We start from the raw sequence: 20,808 nt of genomic DNA, 5'->3' as shown, positions 1-20,808 counted from the left end.
TTAGACGTAAATTATTAACGAGTATGTGGACCGCGCTTCCGACCACGAACAATGAACTTGTTTGAACGAGCCTTGTGTGAACGGGTCTTCTTACCAACAGTCTTCTTACCCCATGGAGACAGAGGAGATGGTAAACCAACTGGTTGCTTACCTTCACCACCACCATGTGGGTGATCATTAGGGTTCATTACAGAACCACGAACGTGTGGACGTTGACCAGCGTAACGGGTCCGACCAGCCTTACCCTTAATTAAGAGGGCGTGTTCGTCGTTACCAACGGTACCAATGGTTGCCCGGCAAGTTGCCAGAACCATCCGTACTTCACCAGATGAAAGACGTACCAGAACGTACTTTTCATCCTTACCAAGTAATTGAGCAGAGGCACCTGCAGAACGTGCAAGTTGACCACCCTTGCCTGGCTTTAACTCAATGTTGTGAATAACAGTACCAACTGGAATGTTCTTCAATGGAAGAGCGTTACCAACCTTGATATCTGCATCTGGACCAGATTGAACAGTCATGCCAACCTTCAAGCCCTTTGGAGCGATGATGTATGACTTAGTACCATCAGCGTAACCAAGTAAAGCAATGTTGGCAGTCCGGTTTGGATCGTATTCGATGGCCTTAACGGTTGCAGGAACATCATCCTTGATCCGCTTGAAGTCAATGATCCGGTATTGACGCTTAACACCACCACCACGGTGACGAACAGTAATGTGACCATAACTGTTACGGCCGGCAGTGTGCTTTAATGGAGCCAATAATGACTTTTCCGGTGTGTTCTTCGTAATATCAGCGAAGTCGTAACCGTTCATGTTCCGGCGACCGTTAGTAGTAGGTTTGTACTTACGAATTCCCACTATGTTTTCCTCCTTTTTTTAATGATTAGTTTTCACTGTCATCGTTGAACAGCTTAATTTCATTTGAATCGGCAGAAAGAGTAACGATTGCCTTACGACGACGCTTAGTGTAGCCGACGTAACGACCTTGACGCTTCTTCTTGCCCTTAACGTTCATGATGTTTACCTTAACAACCTTAACGCCGAAAACTTCTTCAACGGCATTCTTGACTTGAGTCTTGGTTGCTCGTAAATCAACATCAAAAGTGTAACGCTTGTCGTCCATGCCAGCCATTGAAGCTTCAGTAACTACAGGACGTAAAATAATATCGCGTGCTTCCATTATGCGAGCACCTCCTCTACTTGAGAAAGAGCTGACTTAGTAATAACAATCTTTTGTGCGTCAGCAACGTTTAAGATGTTAACACCAGCAGGAGTAACAACAGTTGCGTTAGCAAGGTTGCGTGCAGATAAAGCAGCATTCTTGTCATCGTCAGTTACGACAACCAGTGCCTTTTCAGCAACCTTCAAGTTGTTCATTACACCAGCAAATTCCTTGGTCTTTGGAGCATCGAAGTTCAATGCATCAACAACAACTAATGCGTTGTCCAGAACCTTTTGGGAAAGTGCTGACTTGATAGCAAGTTGACGAACCTTACGAGGAAGGTTGTACTTGTAAGAACGAGGGGTAGGGCCGAAGACGATCCCACCGCCACGGAATTGTGGTGCCCGGATAGAACCTTGACGAGCACGACCAGTTCCCTTTTGACGCCATGGCTTCTTACCACCACCGCTAACAGCGGAACGGTTCTTTACGGCGTGAGTACCTTGACGCAGGGAAGCACGTTGACGCAAGATAGCATCAAATTCAGCATTTTGATTTGGTTCAATACCAAAAACATCAGCATTCAATTCGATAGTGCCGTTTTGGCTACCATCTTGCTTGTACAAATTAACGCTAGTCATTATTTACTTCCTCCTTTCTTATTATTTATTGTGTTGCTTGCTCAGGCTCTTCTTAGTGTTAGCCTTCACAGAGTTCTTAATAGTAACGTATGACTTGTTAGCACCAGGAACGTTACCCTTGATGAGTAATACGTTGTTGTCTAAGTCAACCTTAACAACTTGTAAGTGTTGCATAGTAACAGTCTTGTTACCCATCCGGCCAGGGAGCTTCATACCCTTGAATACACGGTTAATGATGGCACCCAATGAACCTGGACGACGGTGGTAACGAGAACCGTGAGCCATAGGTCCACGTGATTGGTTATCCTTGTGGATGTTACCTTGGTAACCATGACCCTTGGTAGTACCCGTAACGTCGACAGTTTCACCTTCGTTGAAGATATCAGCCTTAACTTCGTCTCCAACCTTGATGTCATCCCCTAATTCAGCGTCACGGATTTCACCGATGAAGCGCTTAGGGGTCGTATTTGCTTTTGCTGCATGACCTTGTTCAGGCTTGTTACTCAAGATTTCACGCTTGTCATCAAAACCAAGTTGAACAGCGTTGTAACCATCGTTTTCAACAGTCTTGATTTGCATAACAACGTTTGGTGTTACGTCAATAACAGTAACTGGAACCAATTCACCGTTGTCAGTGAAGACTTGAGTCATTCCAACCTTTTTACCTAAGATTCCTTTGGCCATGAGTACACCTCCAATTTTAATGTTTTAGTTTGTTTCTTTTATATAGTAGAAAAATAATTACAATTTGATTTCGATGTCAACACCACTTGGCAGGTCGAGCTTCATTAATGAATCAACAGTCTTTGGTGTTGGATCAATGATGTCGATCAAACGCTTGTGAGTCCGCATTTCAAATTGTTCCCGAGACTTCTTGAACTTGTGTGGTGAACGGATAACAGTGTAGAGAGTCCGTTCAGTTGGTAACGGGATAGGACCTGAGATTTGAGCACCTGTCCGCTTAGCGGTATCAACGATCTTATCAGCAGATTGGTCGAGGATACGGTGTTCATAAGCCTTTAACCGAATACGAATCTTTTGTTTTGCCATTATGTTCCCTCCTTCGTCAGATTTAAAATTTGACTAGCTCCGCGGAAATTACCGCCACATCCTGTGGCAAAGCGGCCGGGTGTGTCGCAACCTTCCGCATCATCGCTTCGCAGCTTAAACCGCTATGGGGGTAGGGCAAATCTACCTCCAACGCTCAAGCACCTATCCATAATACTAAAGAATCGCCGTCATATCAAGTGTTTAAATCGATTTATTTTGAATGAAATTATTTTGTAACAAAAAACGTTTTCTTTGTTAAAGCAAAAAAAGAGGCTAAAAAAATTTTTAGCCTTTAAATATTAGATATTATTTTGCGTTGCCCGGGCAAGATCCTCGACCAGACTGACACCGGATGCGTAATCACGATTATTACGGGTATAAATAGCAATGATATAGCTTTTTGGTTCATTTGGGACGTAACCGATACTGTGTACTTCCCACTTACCATTATCACTGGCGGGACGCCAGCCGTTTTTCAGGTAGTACTCACTCTTCCCGGTTGAAATCCCCCACTGTTGGCTAACTGCCACTTCCCCCATCAGTTTCTTAACGTAGGCCCGTGAAGAGTCACTCAGGTAGTCAGCAGGCAAGTTACAGTAGATCATCCGCAACAGCTTCAACTGGTCACTCGGGACGGTTAATGTGGTCCCCCACCATGACGAGGCGGTTGTGTTTGTCATCCCCAGATCCTGGTAAAGGGACTGGAGTGAAAGCATCCCCCCTAAGTAATTTTCCAGAATTGCCGTTGTCGCATCATTATCACTATAACGAATCATTCGTTCCGTAAGTTCCCGCTGGGTTGGGTTAAGCTGCCCACCCGTTTTCTTCAACAGGAGCGCTAGAACAGCTACTTTGACAGTACTGGCCGTTTCATAGCGCAGTGCCGGCGCATTGGTAGTTGCCAGGACTTCATCGTCATCTACAAACTGGATCGCAACCGCCGCCTGGTTTCCGTACTTGGTCATTACCTTTTGCCACGCGGTCGTCAACTTTTCTTTATCCAACTTCTACACCCTTCTTTCTTACTCTTCGGTCAAACTACGAATCTTCTTAACGAAGAAGAACAGCAAGATCCCAAACGCAATACTGGTCGTCCCAATTGTCAGGAAGTAAGGCACTTCGGTAGCTGACGAGTAAAACTTAACAATCTGCGCATTGACCGCCTGCCCAGCGGCGTCAGCTAGGAAGTACATACTCATCATCTGCGACTTGAAGGCCTTCGGGGCCAGCGAACTAGTAATCGACAGTCCCACTGGGGAAAGAGTAACTTCACCCAGTTCGACGATAAACCAGGAACCCACCAGCCAGAATGGTGATACCCGGCCAGCGGTTGTCCCGTGAATCAAACCAGGCAGAGCCATAAAGGCGTATGAGAGTCCGGCAAAGATCAAAGCCAGGGCAAACATTGCCGGTGCGCTCGGCCGCTTCTTGAGGTGGTCCCACATAACCGCAAATAACGGCGTCAAAATCATCATGAATAATGGGTTCAGAGTCTGGAAATTAGCGGCTGCAAAGTGCCAGCTACCGATATGTAAAACAGTCCGCTGGGCAGCAAACAGGGCCAGGACAACTGATCCGGACTCGTCAATGATCCAGAAGATTACCGCCGCAAAGAATAGTGGGATGTATGCCCGAACCCGGGTCCGCTCAATCTTAGTAACCTTCTTGGAGTGCAGCATTAAGACGAAGTAGTAGATTGGCAACAGAATGGCAACGATCGTAATCAGCATGATAACGTTGGCAATGGTCAGCTTCCCGGTTAATCCCATGACACCGAGAATAAGGGCCAGGACAACGATCCCGCAGATTGTCTTGTTAACAACCGGCCGTGCCTGTCCAGCCTTCAACGGGTCTTCTGGCTTTAAGCTTACTTCTGGCAGGTACTTGTGACCATCTATTACGTATTGAACCAGGCCAAAGAACATACCGACGGCCGCCAGTGAGAATCCCGCGTGGAAGTTCATTTGGCCGTGGAAAAGCCCCAGGCCAAAGCCGTCAGCTGCCCACGGCACTGCCCAAGGGGCAACTGCGGCCCCCAGGTTAATCCCGAAGAGGTACAGGGAGAAACCGGATGCCCGTCGGCTATCCTCATCACTGTACAGGCTCCCTACCATTTCGGAAACGTTGGGCTTCAATAAACCGGTCCCCATAACAATCAGGGCAATTGAGGCAAAGAGACCCCAGCGGCCAAAGGGCAGAGATAAGGCGATGTGCCCAAACATAATCAGGACACCACCGTAGAAAACGGTCTTCCGAGACCCCCAGATGTGGTCAGAAAGCCAGCCCCCAATCACACTAGAAAGATAAACTAGTGAGCCATAGATGGACATGATTGAGGCGGCTGTTACCTGGTTAAAGCCTAAGCCACCCTTTGTGACGGCGTAGTACATGTAGAATATCAGGATGGCCCGCATTCCATAGTAACTAAACCGTTCCCACATTTCAGTAAAGAACAGGGTCGATAATCCACGAGGCTGCCCAAAAAATGCGGTGTCAATGCTTCTTTGTTTTCCCATTTATCACGACACCTCCATAAAATTACCAGCTTTATAAGTAAGATTAAAAATAGTTAATATTTTTATAATGTTATTATTATAAAGTTTTCGAAGGATTGAAGTCAATTTTGATTGACCGTTTTTGTCCTGCGGTAAAACAAAATACGCAATATATCTATCCCCGTCCTTAACAATATTAAGGGAAACATTTAATAGTCCTTAAGAATTATAGCTGGTCCACCCCGTCTACTTAGTAAACAGAGAATTTTGAAAAGCAAAAAGCCGCCGGTATGGCGACTTTCTTTCTTTATAACCGTTGACGACGCGGCATCAGGATGTTCAGGATGATTGCGGTAATTGCCGCAATGGCGATTGGTGACCCCAGTAAGTACTGGAGCATCTGTGGTGAAGCGTTGAGGACGTGCTTTGGCAACAAGACCAGGGCAATCGTCAAAATAATTGGTATGCCAATAACGTAGATATCACTCTCACCCGTCTTCAGGTTCCGAATAACGTTCAGCCCGTTTAGCATAATGGTAACCGTGATAATCGCGAAGACCCCACCGATCACCGGTGCCGGGATGGCAGCCAAGAAGGCCGACAGTTTGGTAAAGAAGCCCAGGACGATGAACCAGCAGCCGGCCGAAATGAAGGCCCGCTTACTGGCAACTCCAGTAATTGAGATGATTCCGGCATTGGTAGAGTAGCCCGTAACCGGCGTGGTCCCACTAAAGGCCGCAATCAGGCAACTGAGCCCCTCACCAACGATCCCGTGATTCCACTGCTTCTTGGTGATCTTGTGGTTGGTAACGGCTCCCATGGCGAACCAGGTTCCGGTCGTTTCCGTCGTCAGGATAGCGTAGATAATGATAAACGTCAGGATGGCCGTCATGTTGAAATGGATTCCCCAGTGGAGCATTGTCCGTTGCGGCAGGCTGAACCAAGGTGCAGCCGCCACCGAGTGCCAATCAAAGCGCCCCATGCTGGCACTCATTGCCGTGCCGACCAGGAGGGCAATCACGATTGAGCCGGCCTTAAACAGTTTTTGGACCCGGGGAAAGCGAATACTAATTCCCACACAGATTAGTAAGGTGATGGCCGTAACCGCGGCCAGTTCCATGTTCTGGTAAACGTTCCCCTGCGCGTCAAAAATATTATCGTTCAGGGCCGACGGAATCAACGACAGGCCCACACAGGTAATGATGGTGCCCCCCACAACCGCTGGCACAAGGTAGTTAATAATTTTTTGAAAAACGCCACTTAGGCCGAGGATAATCAACAGGATGGCCCCCACAACTAGTGAACCCAGCAAGGTGGCCATTCCGCCACCCTTCAGTCCCCCACTGGCAAGGACAACCCCCGCGGCCGCACTCAGGGGAACAAAGGATGGCCCCTGAGAAACCGGCATCTTCATAAAGATTCCCGTTTGTAGGATAGTCCCAATTCCCGCCGCCAGGAAGGTCGCCTGCAAGAGCCCCGTTGAGTCGGCCGCCCCCATGGCGAGCATCCCTGCCAAAATAATCGGTGGCACATAGACATCCATCGCTAGGACGTGCTGGAGCCCCAACAGGGTTGCCTCGGTCACCGAAATCTTATCGTCTGGACCAACCATTAGTTGTGCTTTTTCTTCCATTTCCTAATTACTCCTCATCAAATTTCTATGTTTTATAACATATCACGAACTATAAATCCTGTAAAGTCTAAAATTGTTCGCTAAAACGTTTAACTACGAATAATTTAAGGAATAAAAAAGGATTCAGTAGCGGAAAACCGGATACTGAATCCTTTTATTTACCGAAAGTTGGAAGTTTCCCCTTCCGGAATTATCTAAAACTAGTTGTTACCGTTCTTCTTGATGATGTCTTCTTGGATAGACTTAGGAACAGCTGAGTAGTGGTCGAAAGTCATCGTGAAGGTACCACGACCTTGCGTAGCAGAACGCAGGGCAGTAGCGTAACCAAACATCTCAGACAGTGGAACGAATGAGTGGATCAGTTGAGCGTTACCACGTTCTTCCATCCCATCGATAGTCCCACGACGAGCAGTAACTTGACCCATAACGTCACCCATGTTGTCTTCTGGAACAACAATGTCAACCTTCATGATTGGTTCAAGGATAACTGGGTCCGCCTTCTTAGCAGCATTCTTCAGAGCGAGGGATGCAGCAACCTTGAAGGCCGCTTCACTAGAGTCGACTTCGTGGTAACTACCATCGTAGAGCTTGGCGTGCATGTCAACAAGTGGGTAGCCAGCAAGAACACCGTTTTGCATAGCTTCCTTCAAACCTTGTTCAACAGCAGGGATAAATTCACGAGGAACAACCCCACCGACAATGGCATCTTCGAATTCGAAGCCCTTACCTTCTTCAAGTGGTGTGAATTCGATCCATACATCACCGTATTGACCTTTACCACCAGATTGACGAACGAACTTACCTTGGGCACTTGCTTGCTTAGTAAATGCTTCACGGTAGGATACTTGTGGCTTACCAACCTTAACTTCGGCGTGGAATTCACGACGCAGACGTTCAACAATGATGTCCAGGTGAAGTTCACCCATCCCGGCGATCAGCGTTTCACCAGTTTCAGGGTTAGTTTCAGCCTTGAACGTTGGGTCTTCTTCAGCCAGCTTTTGCAGACCCTTGTCCATCTTGTCTTGGTCAGCCTTGGACTTAGGTTCAACAGAAACTTGGATAACTGGGTCAGGGAAGTCCATGGATTCAAGTTGCAGTGGGTGGTCAGGATCAGTCAAAGAGTCACCAGTAGTGGTGTTCTTCAGACCGATAGCGGCAGCAATATCACCAGAGAATACTTCTGGGATTTCGTGTTGCTGGTTAGAGTGCATTTGCAGCAGACGACCAATCCGTTCACGCTTGTCCTTCGTAGCATTCAGAACGTAGGAACCAGATTGCAGAGAACCAGTGTAAACCCGTAAGAAGGTCAAACGACCAACGAATGGGTCGGTAGCAATCTTGAAGGCCAAGGCAGCGAATGGCTTGTCGTCACCGGCAGTCAATTCGACTTCGTTGCCATCAGCATCGTGGGCAACGAATGGCTTAACATCCAGTGGTGATGGCAGGTAGTCGATAACGGCATCAAGCATCATCTGGATACCCTTATCCTTGTAAGCTGAACCAGCTAATACAGGGAAGAGCTTTTCTTCCAGGGTCCCCTTACGGATAGCAGCCTTGATTTCATCAACGGAAATGTCTTCACCTTCAAGGTACTTTTCCATGATGTTGTCGTCGATGTCGGCCAAGGTTTCAATCATGGCTTCGTGACGCTTTTGAGCTTCATCCTTCATGTCGTCAGGAATATCAACAGTATCCCAGTTAGTACCAAGCTTATCTTCGTCGTAAACGTAAGCAACCATCTTAACCAGGTCGATTACCCCAACGAAGGAGTCTTCAGCACCAATTGGCATTTGGATTGGCAGTGGGGTAACGTTCAGACGGTCCTTGATCGTTTGAACGGAGTAGTCAAAGTTAGCCCCAACCTTATCCATCTTGTTGGCGAAGACAATCCGTGGAACGTTGAATTGGTCAGCTTGACGCCAAACAGTTTCGGTCTGTGGTTCAACACCGGCCTGGGCATCCAGAACAGTTACGGCACCATCAAGCACCCGCAATGCACGTTCAACTTCGACAGTGAAGTCCACGTGTCCTGGGGTATCAATGATGTTAATCCGGTAGTCCTTCCAAACGGCCGTGGTGGCAGCGGAAGTGATAGTGATACCACGTTCCTTTTCTTCATCCATCCAGTCCATTTGTGAAGCACCATCGTGGGTTTCACCGATCTTGTGAATCTTACCAGTGTAGTAAAGAATCCGCTCAGTAGCAGTCGTCTTACCGGCATCGATGTGGGCCATGATACCAATGTTACGAGTCTTAGCGAGTGGGTATTCACGTTTATTAGCCATCTTAAGAGTGTATCTCCTTCCAGAATATGGTTATATGAATAATTACGTCATTTTAGAAAAAGGGATGACGGTCATTAATCAACTACGTCACCCCTTTTTCGACCAGTTAAGCGACTGGTCTCAATTGACAGTGATTACCAGCGGTAGTGTGCGAATGCACGGTTGGCTTCTGCCATCCGGTGCGTATCTTCACGCTTCTTAACTGAAGCACCTGTGTTGTTAGAAGCATCGATGATTTCACGTGCAAGACGTTCAACCATTGTGTGTTCCCCACGCAGACGTGCGTATTGAACAATCCAACGAAGGCCTAAAGTAGTCCGCCGTTCTGGACGAACTTCGATTGGAACTTGGTAGTTAGAACCACCAACACGCCGTGCCTTAACTTCCAGTACAGGCATAACGTTGTCCATAGCCTGTTGGAATACTTCAACTGGGTCATTGCCAGTTTCTTCCTTAATTTGATCAAAAGCTGCGTACAAAATCTTTGTAGCAGTTCCGCGCTTACCATCGATCATCAAGTGGTCAATCAGGCTGGTAACCAGCTTTGAGTTGTACATTGGATCTGGTAAGATTTCACGCTTTTGTACATGTCCTTTACGTGGCATTACTTAACTCCTCCTTATAAATTACTTCTTCTTCGGCTTCTTGGCACCGTACTTGGACCGTGATTGCATCCGGCCTTCAACACCAGCAGTATCGAGCGTACCACGGATGATGTGGTAACGAACCCCTGGTAAGTCCTTAACACGACCACCACGAATTAAAACAACGGAGTGTTCTTGGAGGTTGTGACCGATACCTGGAATGTAAGCAGTAACTTCGATCAGGTTGGAAAGACGTACACGGGCGTACTTCCGCAGAGCTGAGTTTGGCTTCTTAGGAGTCATCGTACCGACACGGGTAGCAACCCCACGCTTTTGTGGAGAAGGTGTCTTAACTTCTTCTTTCTTGAAAGTGTTGTAAACATAACCAAGAGCTGGTGACTTTGACTTGCCCTTGTGGCTCTTACGGCCTTTACGTACCAATTGGTTAATGGTTGGCATAATTTTTCCCCTTCCTTAATTTAAGTCCACACATCCAGGTGGTTCTTTTTGATGAATAAAAAAAGTGCTGGATGAATATTAGATTAATGTGCCTTCGTTGACGCATTCGCCTGCCCAACGACAGACACTCGTTGCTAAAAAAGCACCTTAAATAGAGTATCACGCCCAAAATAGAATGTCAATGAACGACGGATAGTTATTTTAAGTTAATTCTGCTTTTTCCCCGTTCTTTATAAATAGGGAGGTGTTTATTTTGCTTTTCGCCAGTTACTACTTTCTTATTGGAACCGTTCTTGCCTCTTTTGGCGCCCTCTGTGGTCAGCGAATTGGCAACCACCAGCGTCCCTGGGCCCCCGTACGCTCCTATTGTGACGGCTGCCATGTCCGCCTAAGATGGTGGCAGCTCATCCCCATCCTTGGTTACCTCATTCAAGGTGGGCGCTGTCATTACTGTCACCAGCCGATTTCCGTCTTTTTTCCCCTCTGCGAACTATTGGCGGGCACCACGGCTGCTTTATTGTGTAGCCCTAACGTTGGGACTTCCGCAGCGTTTTTAATTACGATTAGCACCCTTGTTGCCCTCGCCAGCAGTGACTACTTTTACCAATTTATCTACCCCGTCAGCCTAGTGGGCCTACTCCCTCTCTTCTTTTGTACCCACCATCAGGCGTGGACATGGGAAAATATGATTGCGTCGGCCCTGCTACTCCTGGCCCTGGCCGGCTGTTGTCTGATTGGCTGCCTGGGAATTGGGGACGGGGAATTCCTCCTGGTCGTGACTTTCACCATTGGCTGGTACCCCACCCTCTATGTCATCATGTGCGGGTCATTTTTCACCCTCCTCCTCACTCAGCAGGTGCCAGCCAAAGAAAAGATTCCCTTCCTTCCCGGGTTGGCTAGTGCCCTCGCAGTAGTTCTAATTTTACTTAAAAATAATATTATATAAAAAAGCCCTGGTGTCTATAACGGCACCAGGTGCAGTTTACTCTTTTGAATCGTCCTTAACCGTCACGATAAACAGGTTGTGGCCAAAGTTGGCCAGGTTCTCAATGTTCTGGAGCAACAAGAGCAGCCAGGAAAAGGCCAGACCAAATTCCAGGAGCTCAAAGGCCGTTAAGGATAGGTAGTTAGTCAATTTAAAAATGATGTATTCCGCGCCCATCACCGCGCCCAACGTGTATGACAGGGTTAAGAACTGCTTAGTCACCCGTGGCAGGATCCACCGAAGGGCGACGATGAGAATCAGGATAATGTAGACCAGCCACATCGAGATCCGGTCATGGAGGATGTGGAACTGGGGGTCATTGGGAAAGAGGCCAATTGACGCAATGCAGACGGAAAGCGCGTAGAGCAGCCAACGGAGAATCAGAACCCGCCGTCCCTTAAAGCGTTTCTGGAGGTTAACAAAGAGGTAGTCCACCAGGGTCAACATCAACGCCCCGGAGAAAATCAGGGTCACGTTGAACTGGAAATTAGCGGAGTTCTCCGCTGTCCCCAAGAAGCTGAAGTTGTGCTTCCACCAGTCCCGACTTGAGTTGGTCAGCATCGCAAACAGCATCCCACCAATGATCATGATGGTCAGCAAATTGGTGATAATACTGGTGGTTAGTGTCATGGCTAGGTTAATCATCACGTAGTTAACAACCGCCAGGATCATGAAGATCATCACGGTTGACGTGTAGATATCAAAACTGGCGTCCATAAATAGGCGGCCGAGCAACCAGAAGGCCGCCGAAAATGAAAAGACCAGGATCAGTCCACAGGCAATCACAATCGTTGGGAGGTTTCGCCAATACAGTTCCTTAGTAGGCCCCGTTTGGTTAACCTTCGTCCAAATCGCCGCAATGACGAAAATCACAATTCCACTGATTGTGCCCAGCAGGGTCCCCGCATTCGCAATCGAATAGTCTTTCCCGGTTAAGGCCACCTGGGTAACGCCCAGACTCCGGCTATATACAAAGAAGATAACCATCATTAATAGGGCCGGTACCGTATAGAAAGCAATGTTGATCTGTGGTATTTGGTCAGTCACCTTGGCCGGCCGGATAACGAACTGCTTGTGACTAACACTTAAGGAAAGGTCATCCCCCGGGTCGAAGTCCGTCTCTTTTAAGGCTGCTGCCGGTATCTCAACTTTATATTTTTTTGCCACCTTACTCCCCCTCTTCATCGCAAATAAAAAAAGGGCCATGACAAAAGCCATAACCCTTTTTATCAATTTCACAGAACTAGTTTTGCTTGTCTTCTTCCTTCATCTTGGCTTCTAAGTCCTTGATGGAGTATGCAGCAACACTAACTTCCTTCGGCTTAATGTGCCGGTAAGTGCTCATCCCAGTACCAGCTGGAATAATCTTACCGATGATAACATTTTCCTTCAAACCAACAAGTGGGTCATTCTTACCGCGGATAGCAGCATCAGTTAATACACGAGTGGTTTCCTGGAATGAAGCTGCCGACAAGAAACTGTTAGTTTCCAAAGCGGCCTTGGTAATCCCGAGGATAACTGGCCGGGCCGTTGCTGGAATACCACCAGCATACAGCGTTGGCTTGTTAGCTTCGCGGAATTGACCAATGTCCATAAGTTGACCAGGAAGCAGGTCAGTATCGCCTGGATCCATGACCCGTACCTTCCGCATCATCTGACGAATCATGATTTCAACGTGCTTATCCAGCAGGTCGATACCCTGCATCCGGTAAACACCTTGAACTTGGGCCAGCAGGTAAGCTTCCGTTGAAAGAACGTCCCGAACTTGGATTAATTCCTTCGGATCAATTGACCCTTCGTTCAGGGCAGTTCCCCGGTGGATAAAGTCACCTTCTGAAACCCGCATCCGTGCCGTGATTGGCAGGGTGTAAGTCCGCGTGTCGGTTTCACCCTTAACAGTAACGTCCTTAGTCCGTTCTGCTGGGTTTTCTTCAATTGAAACAACTTCACCAGTAACCTCGGTGATGGTTGCCCGCCCTTTAGGATTACGTGCTTCCACAATTTCTTGCACACGAGGAAGACCTTGGGTGATATCGTCGTTACCAGCAACACCACCAGTGTGGAAGTTCCGCAAGGTCAGCTGGGTACCTGGTTCACCAATTGATTGAGCGGCAACGGTCCCAACGGCTTCACCGGCTTCTACCCGGTCACCAGTAGCGGCGTTCCGGCCGTAGCAACGTTCACAAACACCGTGTTCAGTGTTGCAAGTGAAGGCGGAACGGATGGTAACCTTCTTAACACCGGCATCAACAATCTTTTGGGCCATGTCTTCGTCGATCAGCACGTTCTTGCCAACAATCTTTTCACCAGTCTTTGGATCAAAGACGGACTTCATCGTGTAACGACCCATAATCCGGTCGTACAGTGGTTCGATCATTTCGTTACCGTTAGTAATGGCCGTAACTTCCAGACCACGGTCAGTACCACAGTCCTTTTCACGAACAACGACGTCTTGGGCAACATCAACCAGCCGCCGGGTCAGGTAACCTGAGTTGGCAGTCTTCAGAGCGGTATCAGTCATCCCTTTACGAGCACCGTGTGAGGACAGGAACATTTCCAGAACAGACAGCCCTTCGTAGAAGTTTGACAGAACAGGCAGTTCCATGATCTTACCGTTTGGTGAGGCCATCAAGCCACGCATCCCGGCTAGCTGGGTAAAGTTAGAGATGTTACCACGCGCACCGGAGTCAGACATCATGTTGATTGGGTTGTGGATGTCCATGTGCTCAATCAGCTTGTTTTGTACTTCATCCTTGGCATCGTTCCAGACACCGATAACCCGTTCGTACCGTTCGTCATCCGTAATCAGACCACGACGGAATTGCTTGGTGATCAAGGCCACTTGCTTACGGGCCTTCTTGATGATTTCTGGCTTTTCAGGCAGGTCATGAATATCGGAAATCGCCGTTGTCAGACCAGAGATCGTGGATTCGTAGTAACCAAGGTCCTTCATCCGGTCCAGGAATTGAGAAGTCTTGGTAACCTTGTATTGCTTGTAGACTTCAGCAATCAGGTCAGACAGGAAGCCCTTCTTGAATGGTGGAACCAGTGGGGCGTTTTCTAAGTATTCGTGAATGTCTTGACCAGGTTCCAGGAAGAACTTGTCGTCAACCCCTTCATGAATGTTAGCGTCGGTTGGTTCGTTAATGTAGGCAAAGTCCTTTGGCATAATCCGGTTGAAGAGGAGCTTACCAACGGAAGTTACCATGATCCGGCCCCGTTGTTCATCGGTGAACGGCTTGTCTGGGAAGGAGGATACTTGGACCCCAACCCGGGTTTGCAGTGAAACGTAACCGTTCTTGTAGGCCATTTCAGCTTCATCGGTATCCTTGAAGATCATTCCTTCGCCTTCACGACCCTTATCTTCAGTGGTCATGTAGTAGTTACCGATAACCATATCCTGTGATGGTGAAACAATTGGTTCCCCGTCACGAGGACTCAAAATGTGGTGGGCGGCCAACATCAGCAGCCGTGCTTCTGCTTGCGCTTCGTCAGACAATGGAACGTGGATGGCCATCTGGTCACCATCAAAGTCGGCGTTGTAGGCGGTACATACCAGTGGGTGCAACCGCATGGACTTACCGGAAACCAGGATTGGTTCAAAGGCCTGAATACCTAACCGGTGCAGGGTAGGTGCCCGGTTTAATAGAACTGGGTGTTCCTTGATAACGTCTTCCAATACATCGAAGACATCGTCATCACGACGGTCAATCTTCCGCTTAGCAGCCTTAACGTTGGCAGAAAGCCCACGCTTAACCAGTTCGTGCATGATGAATGGCTTGAACAGTTCCAGAGCCATTGGAACTGGCAGACCCATTTGGTTCATCTTCAGGGATGGACCAACATCGATAACGGAACGGCCAGAGTAGTCAACCCGCTTACCCAGCAGGTTTTGACGGAACCGTCCTTGCTTACCCTTCAGCAGGTGTGACAGGGACTTCAGTGGACGGTTACCAGGACCGGCGACCGGACGACCACGACGACCGTTATCAATCAATGCGTCAACGGCTTCTTGCAGCATCCGCTTTTCGTTTTGAACGATGATTCCTGGTGCTTGCAACTTCAGCAGGCGCTTCAGCCGGTTATTCCGGTTGATAACCCGCCGGTACAGGTCGTTCAAGTCAGAGGTAGCAAACCGGCCACCTTCCAGTTGAACCATCGGCCGTAAGTCAGGTGGCATTACCGGGATAACGTCCAGCACCATCCATTCTGGCTTGTTACCAGACTTGATGAAGGCTTCCAGAATATCCAACCGCCGGATTGCCCGGGTCCGCTTTTGACCAGTGGCTTCCTTTAATTCTTCCTTTAATTCGGCCGCTTCCTTATCCAGGTCCACGTCAGCAAGCAACTTCTTGATAGCTGCCGCACCCATTTCAGCGGTGAAACGGTCACCAAATTCAGCTTTCTTATCACGGTATTCAGCTTCAGAAAGCAGTTGTTTCTTTTCCAGTGGGGTGTCACCAGGGTCAAGAACAACGTAAGAAGCAAAGTAGATGACTTCTTCCAGGGAACGAGGACTCATGTCCAGGACCAAGCCCATCCGACTTGGGATCCCCTTGAAGTACCAAATATGTGATACGGGAGCCGCTAACTCAATGTGGCCCATCCGTTCACGACGAACCTTTGAGCTGGTAACTTCAACCCCACAACGGTCACAAACCCGACCTTTGTAACGAACTCGCTTGTACTTACCACAAGCACACTCGTAGTCCTTAGTTGGGCCAAAGATTCGTTCGTCAAACAGACCTTGCTTTTCTGGCTTCAGGGTCCGGTAGTTGATGGTTTCCGGCTTCTTTACTTCACCGTATGACCAACTACGGATCTTATCTGGTGATGCCAGACCGATCTGCATGCTTTCAAATTTATTGACATCAATCAAAGGATGTTCCTCCTTATTTCGTAATATATGAGCGAAGAACTATAAATTAATCTTGTTTGGTCTTATCTTCAGTCGAAGTGGATGTTGAAGAAGCCTTGTTTGCCGTCTTCTTGTCCTTGTTATCAGCGTTGTGTTGTTCAGCGTACTTAGCCAATGCATCAACACTAACAACTTCAGAGTCATCTTCATCCATGTTCTTCAGTTGAATTTCCTTGTTATTACCGTCAAGAACCTTCATGTCCAAACCAAGGGCTTGTAATTCCTTAACCAGCACACGGAATGATTCTGGAACACCAGGCTTTGGAATTGATTCACCATTGATGATGGCATCGTAAGTCCGGACACGACCAACGGTATCGTCAGACTTGTAAGTCAGGATTTCTTGAAGGGTGTAAGCAGCACCGTAAGCTTCAAGAGCCCAAACTTCCATTTCACCGAACCGCTGACCACCGAACTGTGCTTTACCACCCAGTGGTTGCTGGGTAACCAGTGAGTAAGGACCAGTTGACCGGGCGTGAATCTTATCATCAACCATGTGGGCCAGCTTCAGGTAGTGCATGGAACCAACGGCAATCCGGTTTTCAAATGGTTCACCAGTCCGACCATCGTAAAGGATTGTCTTCCCATCTTCTGGGAAACCAGCTTCACGAACGGCATCCCAGACATCCTTGTCGGTGGCACCATCGAATACTGGTGTTGCCATGTGAATACCTAAGCGCTTGGCAGCCATCCCTAAGTGCAATTCAAGCAGCTGCCCAATGTTCATACGACTTGGCACACCCATTGGACTAAGCATGATGTCAATTGGCGTTCCGTCTGGCATGTACGGCATATCTTCTTCAGGGATAACAATGGAAACCGTCCCCTTGTTACCGTGACGACCAGACATCTTGTCACCAACTTGGATCTTCCGCTTTTGGGCAATGTAAACCCGGACCATGGTGTTAACACCTGGTGACAGTTCATCCCCGTTTTCACGGGTAAAGATCTTAACATCTTGGATAATTCCGCCACCACCGTGAGGAACACGGAGTGAGGTATCACGAACTTCACGGGACTTTTCACCAAAGATGGCGTGGAGCAGCCGTTCTTCGGCAGACAGTTCGGTCATTCCCTTAGGGGTAACCTTACCAACTAAGATGTCACCATCATGAACTTCGGCACCAATACGAACGATCCCGTCTTCATCAAGGTCCTTCAAAGCGTCGTCACCGACGTTTGGAATTTCCCGCGTCATTTCTTCAGGGCCCAGCTTGGTTTCCCGTGCTTCGGATTCGTAAGATTCAATGTGGATGGACGTGTAAACGTCATCCTTAACCAGCCGTTCGTTAATGGCAATGGCATCTTCGAAGTTGTACCCTTGCCAAGTCATGAAGGCAATCAATGGGTTTTGACCAAGGGCTAATTCCCCTTGTTCCATTGATGGACCATCAGCAAGCACGTCATCGGCATCCACATGTTCACCGACCTTGACGATTGGCCGTTGGTTGTAGTTCTTACCACCGTTAGAACGACGGAACTTCATCAGCTTGTAAGTATCTAATGAACCATCGTCTTCACGAACACGAACTTCACGAGCATCAACGTATTCAACAGTACCAGGCTTCTTAGCAATCAGGGCCACCCCAGAGTCGTGAGCTGCTTTGTAGTCGATACCAGTACTTACCAGTGGTGCGTGCGGGTTAATCAACGGTACAGCTTGACGCTGCATGTTGGCACCCATCAGGGCACGGTTGGAGTCATCGTTTTCAAGGAATGGAATACATGCGGAAGCGACAGAAACAACTTGCTTAGGAGAAACGTCCATGTAGTCGACGTTTTCAACATTGGTTTCAACGTATTCATCCTTATCACGAGCCATAACCCGTTCGTCAACGAAGGAACCGTCATCGTTCAATGGCGAGTTGGCCTGGGCGATAACGTAATTATCTTCTTCATCGGCAGTCAGGTAATCAATCTTATCGGTAACCTTGTGCGTCTTCCAGGATACACGACGGTATGGTGTTTCAATGAAGCCATACTTGTTAACACGAGCGTATGAGGAAAGACTGTTGATCAGACCGATGTTAGGACCTTCTGGCGTTTCAATTGGGCACATCCGGCCATAGTGCGTGTAGTGAACATCACGAACTTCGTAACCAGCCCGGTCACGGGTCAAACCACCAGGTCCAAGGGCAGACAGACGACGTTTGTGGGTTAATTCACCCAGCGGGTTAGTCTGGTCCATGAATTGGGAAAGCTGGGAAGAACCAAAGAATTCCTTGATTGATGCAACCACTGGACGAATGTTGATCAGTTGTTGTGGAGTAACGGTGTCAGGGTCTTGGATAGACATCCGTTCACGAACAACCCGTTCCATCCGGGCAAGCCCAATCCGGAACTGGTTTTGCAGCAGTTCACCCACGGAACGAATCCGCCGGTTACCCAAGTGGTCGATATCATCCGTGCTCCCAATTCCTTCTTGTAAGTTGAAGAAGTAGTTCAGAGAAGCCAGGATATCTGCTGGTTCAATGTGCTTGTATTCCAACGGAATGTGGCCGTTACCAATGATTGGTACAACCCGGTCTGGGTCGGTCTTGGAGTAAACTAAGATCTTTTGCAGCTTAACGGGTTCCGTAACCACCGCTTCATCAGATGGCGTGTAGGTAATCATCTTGAAGTCGTCACGGTCAAGGTAAGGTTCCAACTTCTTGAGGACTTCCTTGTCGACCGTGTCACCCTTTTGTGCCAGCACTTCACCGGTGTCAGGGTCAGCCAATGTTTCGGCAAGAGTCTGCCCTAACAGACGGTACTTCAGCATTAACTTCTTGTTCGTCTTGTAACGACCAACCGGTGCCATGTCGTAACGCTTTGGATCAAAGAAGCGGGCCGTCAGCAGATTCCGTGCAGAATCGGCCGTCTTTGGTTCACCTGGACGCAGACGTTCGTAGATGTCCTTCAAGGATTCTTCGACCCGTGAGTCTTCAGCGTTCTTGTGGACATCCTTATCCAGGGTCAGTGACAGGGTTTCACTGTCGCCACCAAACATATCAATAATTTCGTCATCAGAGCCAAAGCCAAGGGCCCGAACCAGTTCAGTCATTGGCAGCTTCCGGGTCCGGTCAATCCGAACGTAGGAAACGTTCTTGGCGTCAGTCTCGTATTCCAGCCATGCACCACGGTTTGGAATAAAGGTAGCGCCATAGCTTGGCCGACCATTTTTGTCAGTTTCTTCATTATAGTAGACACCAGGAGAACGAACTAATTGTGAAACAATAACCCGTTCGGCACCGTTAATAATGAAGGTCCCTTGGTCAGTCATCAGTGGGAAGTCACCAAAGAAGACGTCTTGAGACTTGATTTCGCCGGTCTCGTGGTTGGTTAACCGCAAAGTAACGTGCAGGGGTGCTGAGTAGTTAGCATCGTGCTCACGTGCTTCATCGACAGTGTACTTAGGTTCCAAAAGTTGATAATCAACGAATTCAAGGGAAAGCTTTCCTTGGAAATCGTCAATTGGCATAATATCATCAAACATTTCCCGAAGGCCCTTGTCCATGAACCAATTGTAAGAATCGGTTTGGATTTCAATCAGGTTAGGTAACTCGAGAACTTCCTTAATTCGGGAGTAACTACGACGGGTACGGTGTTTACCGTATTTTACTAAATGTCCGGCCAAACTGTTCACCTCTCTAATTTGTTGGGTGGGTTCATTTTAAATGTTACATTTTGATTACAATTGGGTCAAAATCCAACTTTTGGGCAAAAAAAATCCAAAAACAGTTTAAAAACTGTCTTTGGTTTTATTGCCGATCCCGATGGACAATAGATCACCGGGATCAGATGAACTCACAATTACATACTCTATTAGTATACTAACTGCCCGTTCACCTGTCAATAATTTAGTTTAAAAATATTAACGCTTAGCTAAGCCGTTAATGATGCAGTCTAGAATCAGCTTATCCCGTTGCTCAACCGTAATGGAATGGCCACCGATTCGCTGATATGTACCAAAGATTGGGGAAAGACTAGCCAGGAATAACTCGGCAGCTTCCTTTGGTAAAAGGTCTGGCCGGAGTTTTACTGCTGGTTGCTTGAAGTAGTCCCCAATTGGCTCCAGGTAATCCATGGTGAAAATCATGTTCAGCTTCTGCTGGGCACTCTTAGAAAGAAGCTGCATTGCCTGGTTGTATTGGTCATAGATGCTCAGCGGGTGGTGCTTCTTCAGGACCCGGACGATTTCAAAAAGTTGTTCCTCCGGCGTCAGCTTGTGTTTACGCATAACCTTGTTGATCTCTTGACGAATTTTCCCTGATAATTTCGTCATGACATCCAGGTACAAAACTTCCTTGTCACTAAAGTGGTGGTAAAGTGCCGGTTGGGTGATCCCAATCTGTTTAGCAATATCCCTTGTTGATGTTTCCCCAAAACCATTTTGCAAGAATAACTTCGTTGCTGTTTTTAAAATTGCTTGACGAGTTTTTTCTAATTGCTCTGCCCTTTTCATCAAATTGCCTCCTCAAATTAGCTACTAACTATTATAGAACCAACATTTATCATCTGACAACTGTTTTTTGGACACCCGGAATGTCAATTTAAATTAGAAATTGGTCATCTGTAATATACTTCATGAATACTTCCAAAGGTGTTTGATAAT

The 20,808-nt window shown here is 47.7% G+C and carries 16 protein-coding genes; 1 reads left to right on the top strand and 15 read right to left on the bottom strand.

Annotated features, from left to right (window positions below; translation table 11 throughout):
- Positions 1 to 14: 14 nt before the first annotated feature.
- From rplB to rpsL, 11 genes are all read right to left on the bottom strand, one after another.
- A complete protein-coding gene (rplB, locus tag QOS01_RS06710; RefSeq protein WP_283621661.1) occupies positions 15 to 860 on the bottom strand; it encodes a 50S ribosomal protein L2 in 846 nt (281 codons plus the stop codon).
- Between the two features lie 25 nt (positions 861 to 885).
- Entirely contained in the window at positions 886 to 1,182 is a 297-nt protein-coding gene (rplW, locus tag QOS01_RS06705; protein WP_283621660.1) for a 50S ribosomal protein L23, read from the bottom strand.
- Positions 1,182 to 1,805 carry a 50S ribosomal protein L4 gene (gene rplD, locus QOS01_RS06700; RefSeq protein WP_283621659.1) on the bottom strand — a complete coding sequence of 208 codons (624 nt, stop codon included), beginning with the start codon at positions 1,803 to 1,805 and terminating at the stop codon, positions 1,182 to 1,184. The genes rplW and rplD overlap by 1 nt, the downstream gene beginning before the upstream one ends.
- Before the next feature lie 21 nt (positions 1,806 to 1,826).
- Positions 1,827 to 2,489: a 50S ribosomal protein L3 gene (rplC, locus tag QOS01_RS06695; RefSeq protein ID WP_283621658.1), complete on the bottom strand. Its 663-nt coding sequence runs from the start codon at positions 2,487 to 2,489 to the stop codon at positions 1,827 to 1,829.
- 57 nt (positions 2,490 to 2,546) lie between these two features.
- Positions 2,547 to 2,855 (bottom strand): 30S ribosomal protein S10, encoded by a 309-nt coding sequence (gene rpsJ / locus QOS01_RS06690; RefSeq protein ID WP_047767337.1) that lies wholly within the window; start codon positions 2,853 to 2,855, stop codon positions 2,547 to 2,549.
- Positions 2,856 to 3,154: 299 nt separating this feature from the next.
- Positions 3,155 to 3,859, bottom strand: coding sequence for a serine hydrolase (locus QOS01_RS06685; RefSeq protein ID WP_283621657.1), 705 nt, complete (start codon positions 3,857 to 3,859; stop codon positions 3,155 to 3,157).
- Between the two features lie 18 nt (positions 3,860 to 3,877).
- Positions 3,878 to 5,371 carry a peptide MFS transporter gene (locus QOS01_RS06680; RefSeq protein WP_283621656.1) on the bottom strand — a complete coding sequence of 498 codons (1,494 nt, stop codon included), beginning with the start codon at positions 5,369 to 5,371 and terminating at the stop codon, positions 3,878 to 3,880.
- Positions 5,372 to 5,657: 286 nt separating this feature from the next.
- Positions 5,658 to 6,983, bottom strand: a complete 1,326-nt coding sequence (locus tag QOS01_RS06675) for a uracil-xanthine permease family protein (RefSeq protein ID WP_283621655.1) — start codon at positions 6,981 to 6,983, stop codon at positions 5,658 to 5,660.
- Between the two features lie 200 nt (positions 6,984 to 7,183).
- The gene (gene fusA / locus QOS01_RS06670) at positions 7,184 to 9,268 is read right to left on the bottom strand and encodes an elongation factor G (RefSeq protein ID WP_283621654.1); all 2,085 of its coding nucleotides are present in this window, start codon (positions 9,266 to 9,268) and stop codon (positions 7,184 to 7,186) included.
- A gap of 134 nt (positions 9,269 to 9,402) precedes the next feature.
- Complete coding sequence (gene rpsG / locus QOS01_RS06665; RefSeq protein ID WP_047767439.1) at positions 9,403 to 9,873, bottom strand: 30S ribosomal protein S7; 471 nt, start codon at positions 9,871 to 9,873, stop codon at positions 9,403 to 9,405.
- A gap of 21 nt (positions 9,874 to 9,894) precedes the next feature.
- On the bottom strand, positions 9,895 to 10,311 hold the full coding sequence (rpsL, locus tag QOS01_RS06660) for a 30S ribosomal protein S12 (RefSeq protein WP_047767437.1): 417 nt from the start codon (positions 10,309 to 10,311) through the stop codon (positions 9,895 to 9,897).
- 253 nt (positions 10,312 to 10,564) lie between these two features.
- Here rpsL and QOS01_RS06655 point away from each other — a divergent pair, with 253 nt between their 5' ends.
- Positions 10,565 to 11,257: a prepilin peptidase gene (locus tag QOS01_RS06655; RefSeq protein WP_283621653.1), complete on the top strand. Its 693-nt coding sequence runs from the start codon at positions 10,565 to 10,567 to the stop codon at positions 11,255 to 11,257.
- A 36-nt stretch (positions 11,258 to 11,293) separates the two neighbouring features.
- On the opposite strand, the gene QOS01_RS06650 is transcribed toward QOS01_RS06655, so the two are convergent.
- From QOS01_RS06650 to QOS01_RS06635, 4 genes are all read right to left on the bottom strand, one after another.
- A complete protein-coding gene (locus QOS01_RS06650; protein WP_283621652.1) occupies positions 11,294 to 12,463 on the bottom strand; it encodes a DUF998 domain-containing protein in 1,170 nt (389 codons plus the stop codon).
- Positions 12,464 to 12,539: 76 nt separating this feature from the next.
- On the bottom strand, positions 12,540 to 16,175 hold the full coding sequence (gene rpoC / locus QOS01_RS06645) for a DNA-directed RNA polymerase subunit beta' (RefSeq protein ID WP_283621651.1): 3,636 nt from the start codon (positions 16,173 to 16,175) through the stop codon (positions 12,540 to 12,542).
- 46 nt (positions 16,176 to 16,221) lie between these two features.
- Complete coding sequence (rpoB, locus tag QOS01_RS06640; RefSeq protein WP_283621650.1) at positions 16,222 to 19,839, bottom strand: DNA-directed RNA polymerase subunit beta; 3,618 nt, start codon at positions 19,837 to 19,839, stop codon at positions 16,222 to 16,224.
- Positions 19,840 to 20,067: 228 nt separating this feature from the next.
- The gene (locus QOS01_RS06635; RefSeq protein WP_283621649.1) at positions 20,068 to 20,658 is read right to left on the bottom strand and encodes a TetR/AcrR family transcriptional regulator; all 591 of its coding nucleotides are present in this window, start codon (positions 20,656 to 20,658) and stop codon (positions 20,068 to 20,070) included.
- Positions 20,659 to 20,808: the final 150 nt, after the last annotated feature.

The sequence above is a fragment of the Limosilactobacillus avium genome, assembly GCF_947381485.1.
In the GTDB taxonomy this organism is placed as follows: Bacteria; Bacillota; Bacilli; order Lactobacillales; family Lactobacillaceae; genus Limosilactobacillus; species Limosilactobacillus avium.
Note: the sequence above shows the minus strand (reverse complement) of the source record. Positions and strands in the feature narration are given on the sequence as shown.

Excerpts from the sequence above, each read along its gene's own strand:
- QOS01_RS06680 (WP_283621656.1), bottom strand. The coding sequence starts at position 5,371 with ATGGGAAAACAAAGAAGCATTGACACCGCATTTTTTGGGCAGCCTCGT.
- rplD (WP_283621659.1), bottom strand. The coding sequence starts at position 1,805 with ATGACTAGCGTTAATTTGTACAAGCAAGATGGTAGCCAAAACGGCACT.
- rpsL (WP_047767437.1), bottom strand. The coding sequence starts at position 10,311 with ATGCCAACCATTAACCAATTGGTACGTAAAGGCCGTAAGAGCCACAAG.
- rpsG (WP_047767439.1), bottom strand. The coding sequence starts at position 9,873 with ATGCCACGTAAAGGACATGTACAAAAGCGTGAAATCTTACCAGATCCA.
- rplW (WP_283621660.1), bottom strand. The coding sequence starts at position 1,182 with ATGGAAGCACGCGATATTATTTTACGTCCTGTAGTTACTGAAGCTTCA.
- fusA (WP_283621654.1), bottom strand. The coding sequence starts at position 9,268 with ATGGCTAATAAACGTGAATACCCACTCGCTAAGACTCGTAACATTGGT.
- rpsJ (WP_047767337.1), bottom strand. The coding sequence starts at position 2,855 with ATGGCAAAACAAAAGATTCGTATTCGGTTAAAGGCTTATGAACACCGT.
- rplC (WP_283621658.1), bottom strand. The coding sequence starts at position 2,489 with ATGGCCAAAGGAATCTTAGGTAAAAAGGTTGGAATGACTCAAGTCTTC.
- QOS01_RS06675 (WP_283621655.1), bottom strand. The coding sequence starts at position 6,983 with ATGGAAGAAAAAGCACAACTAATGGTTGGTCCAGACGATAAGATTTCG.
- QOS01_RS06635 (WP_283621649.1), bottom strand. The coding sequence starts at position 20,658 with ATGAAAAGGGCAGAGCAATTAGAAAAAACTCGTCAAGCAATTTTAAAA.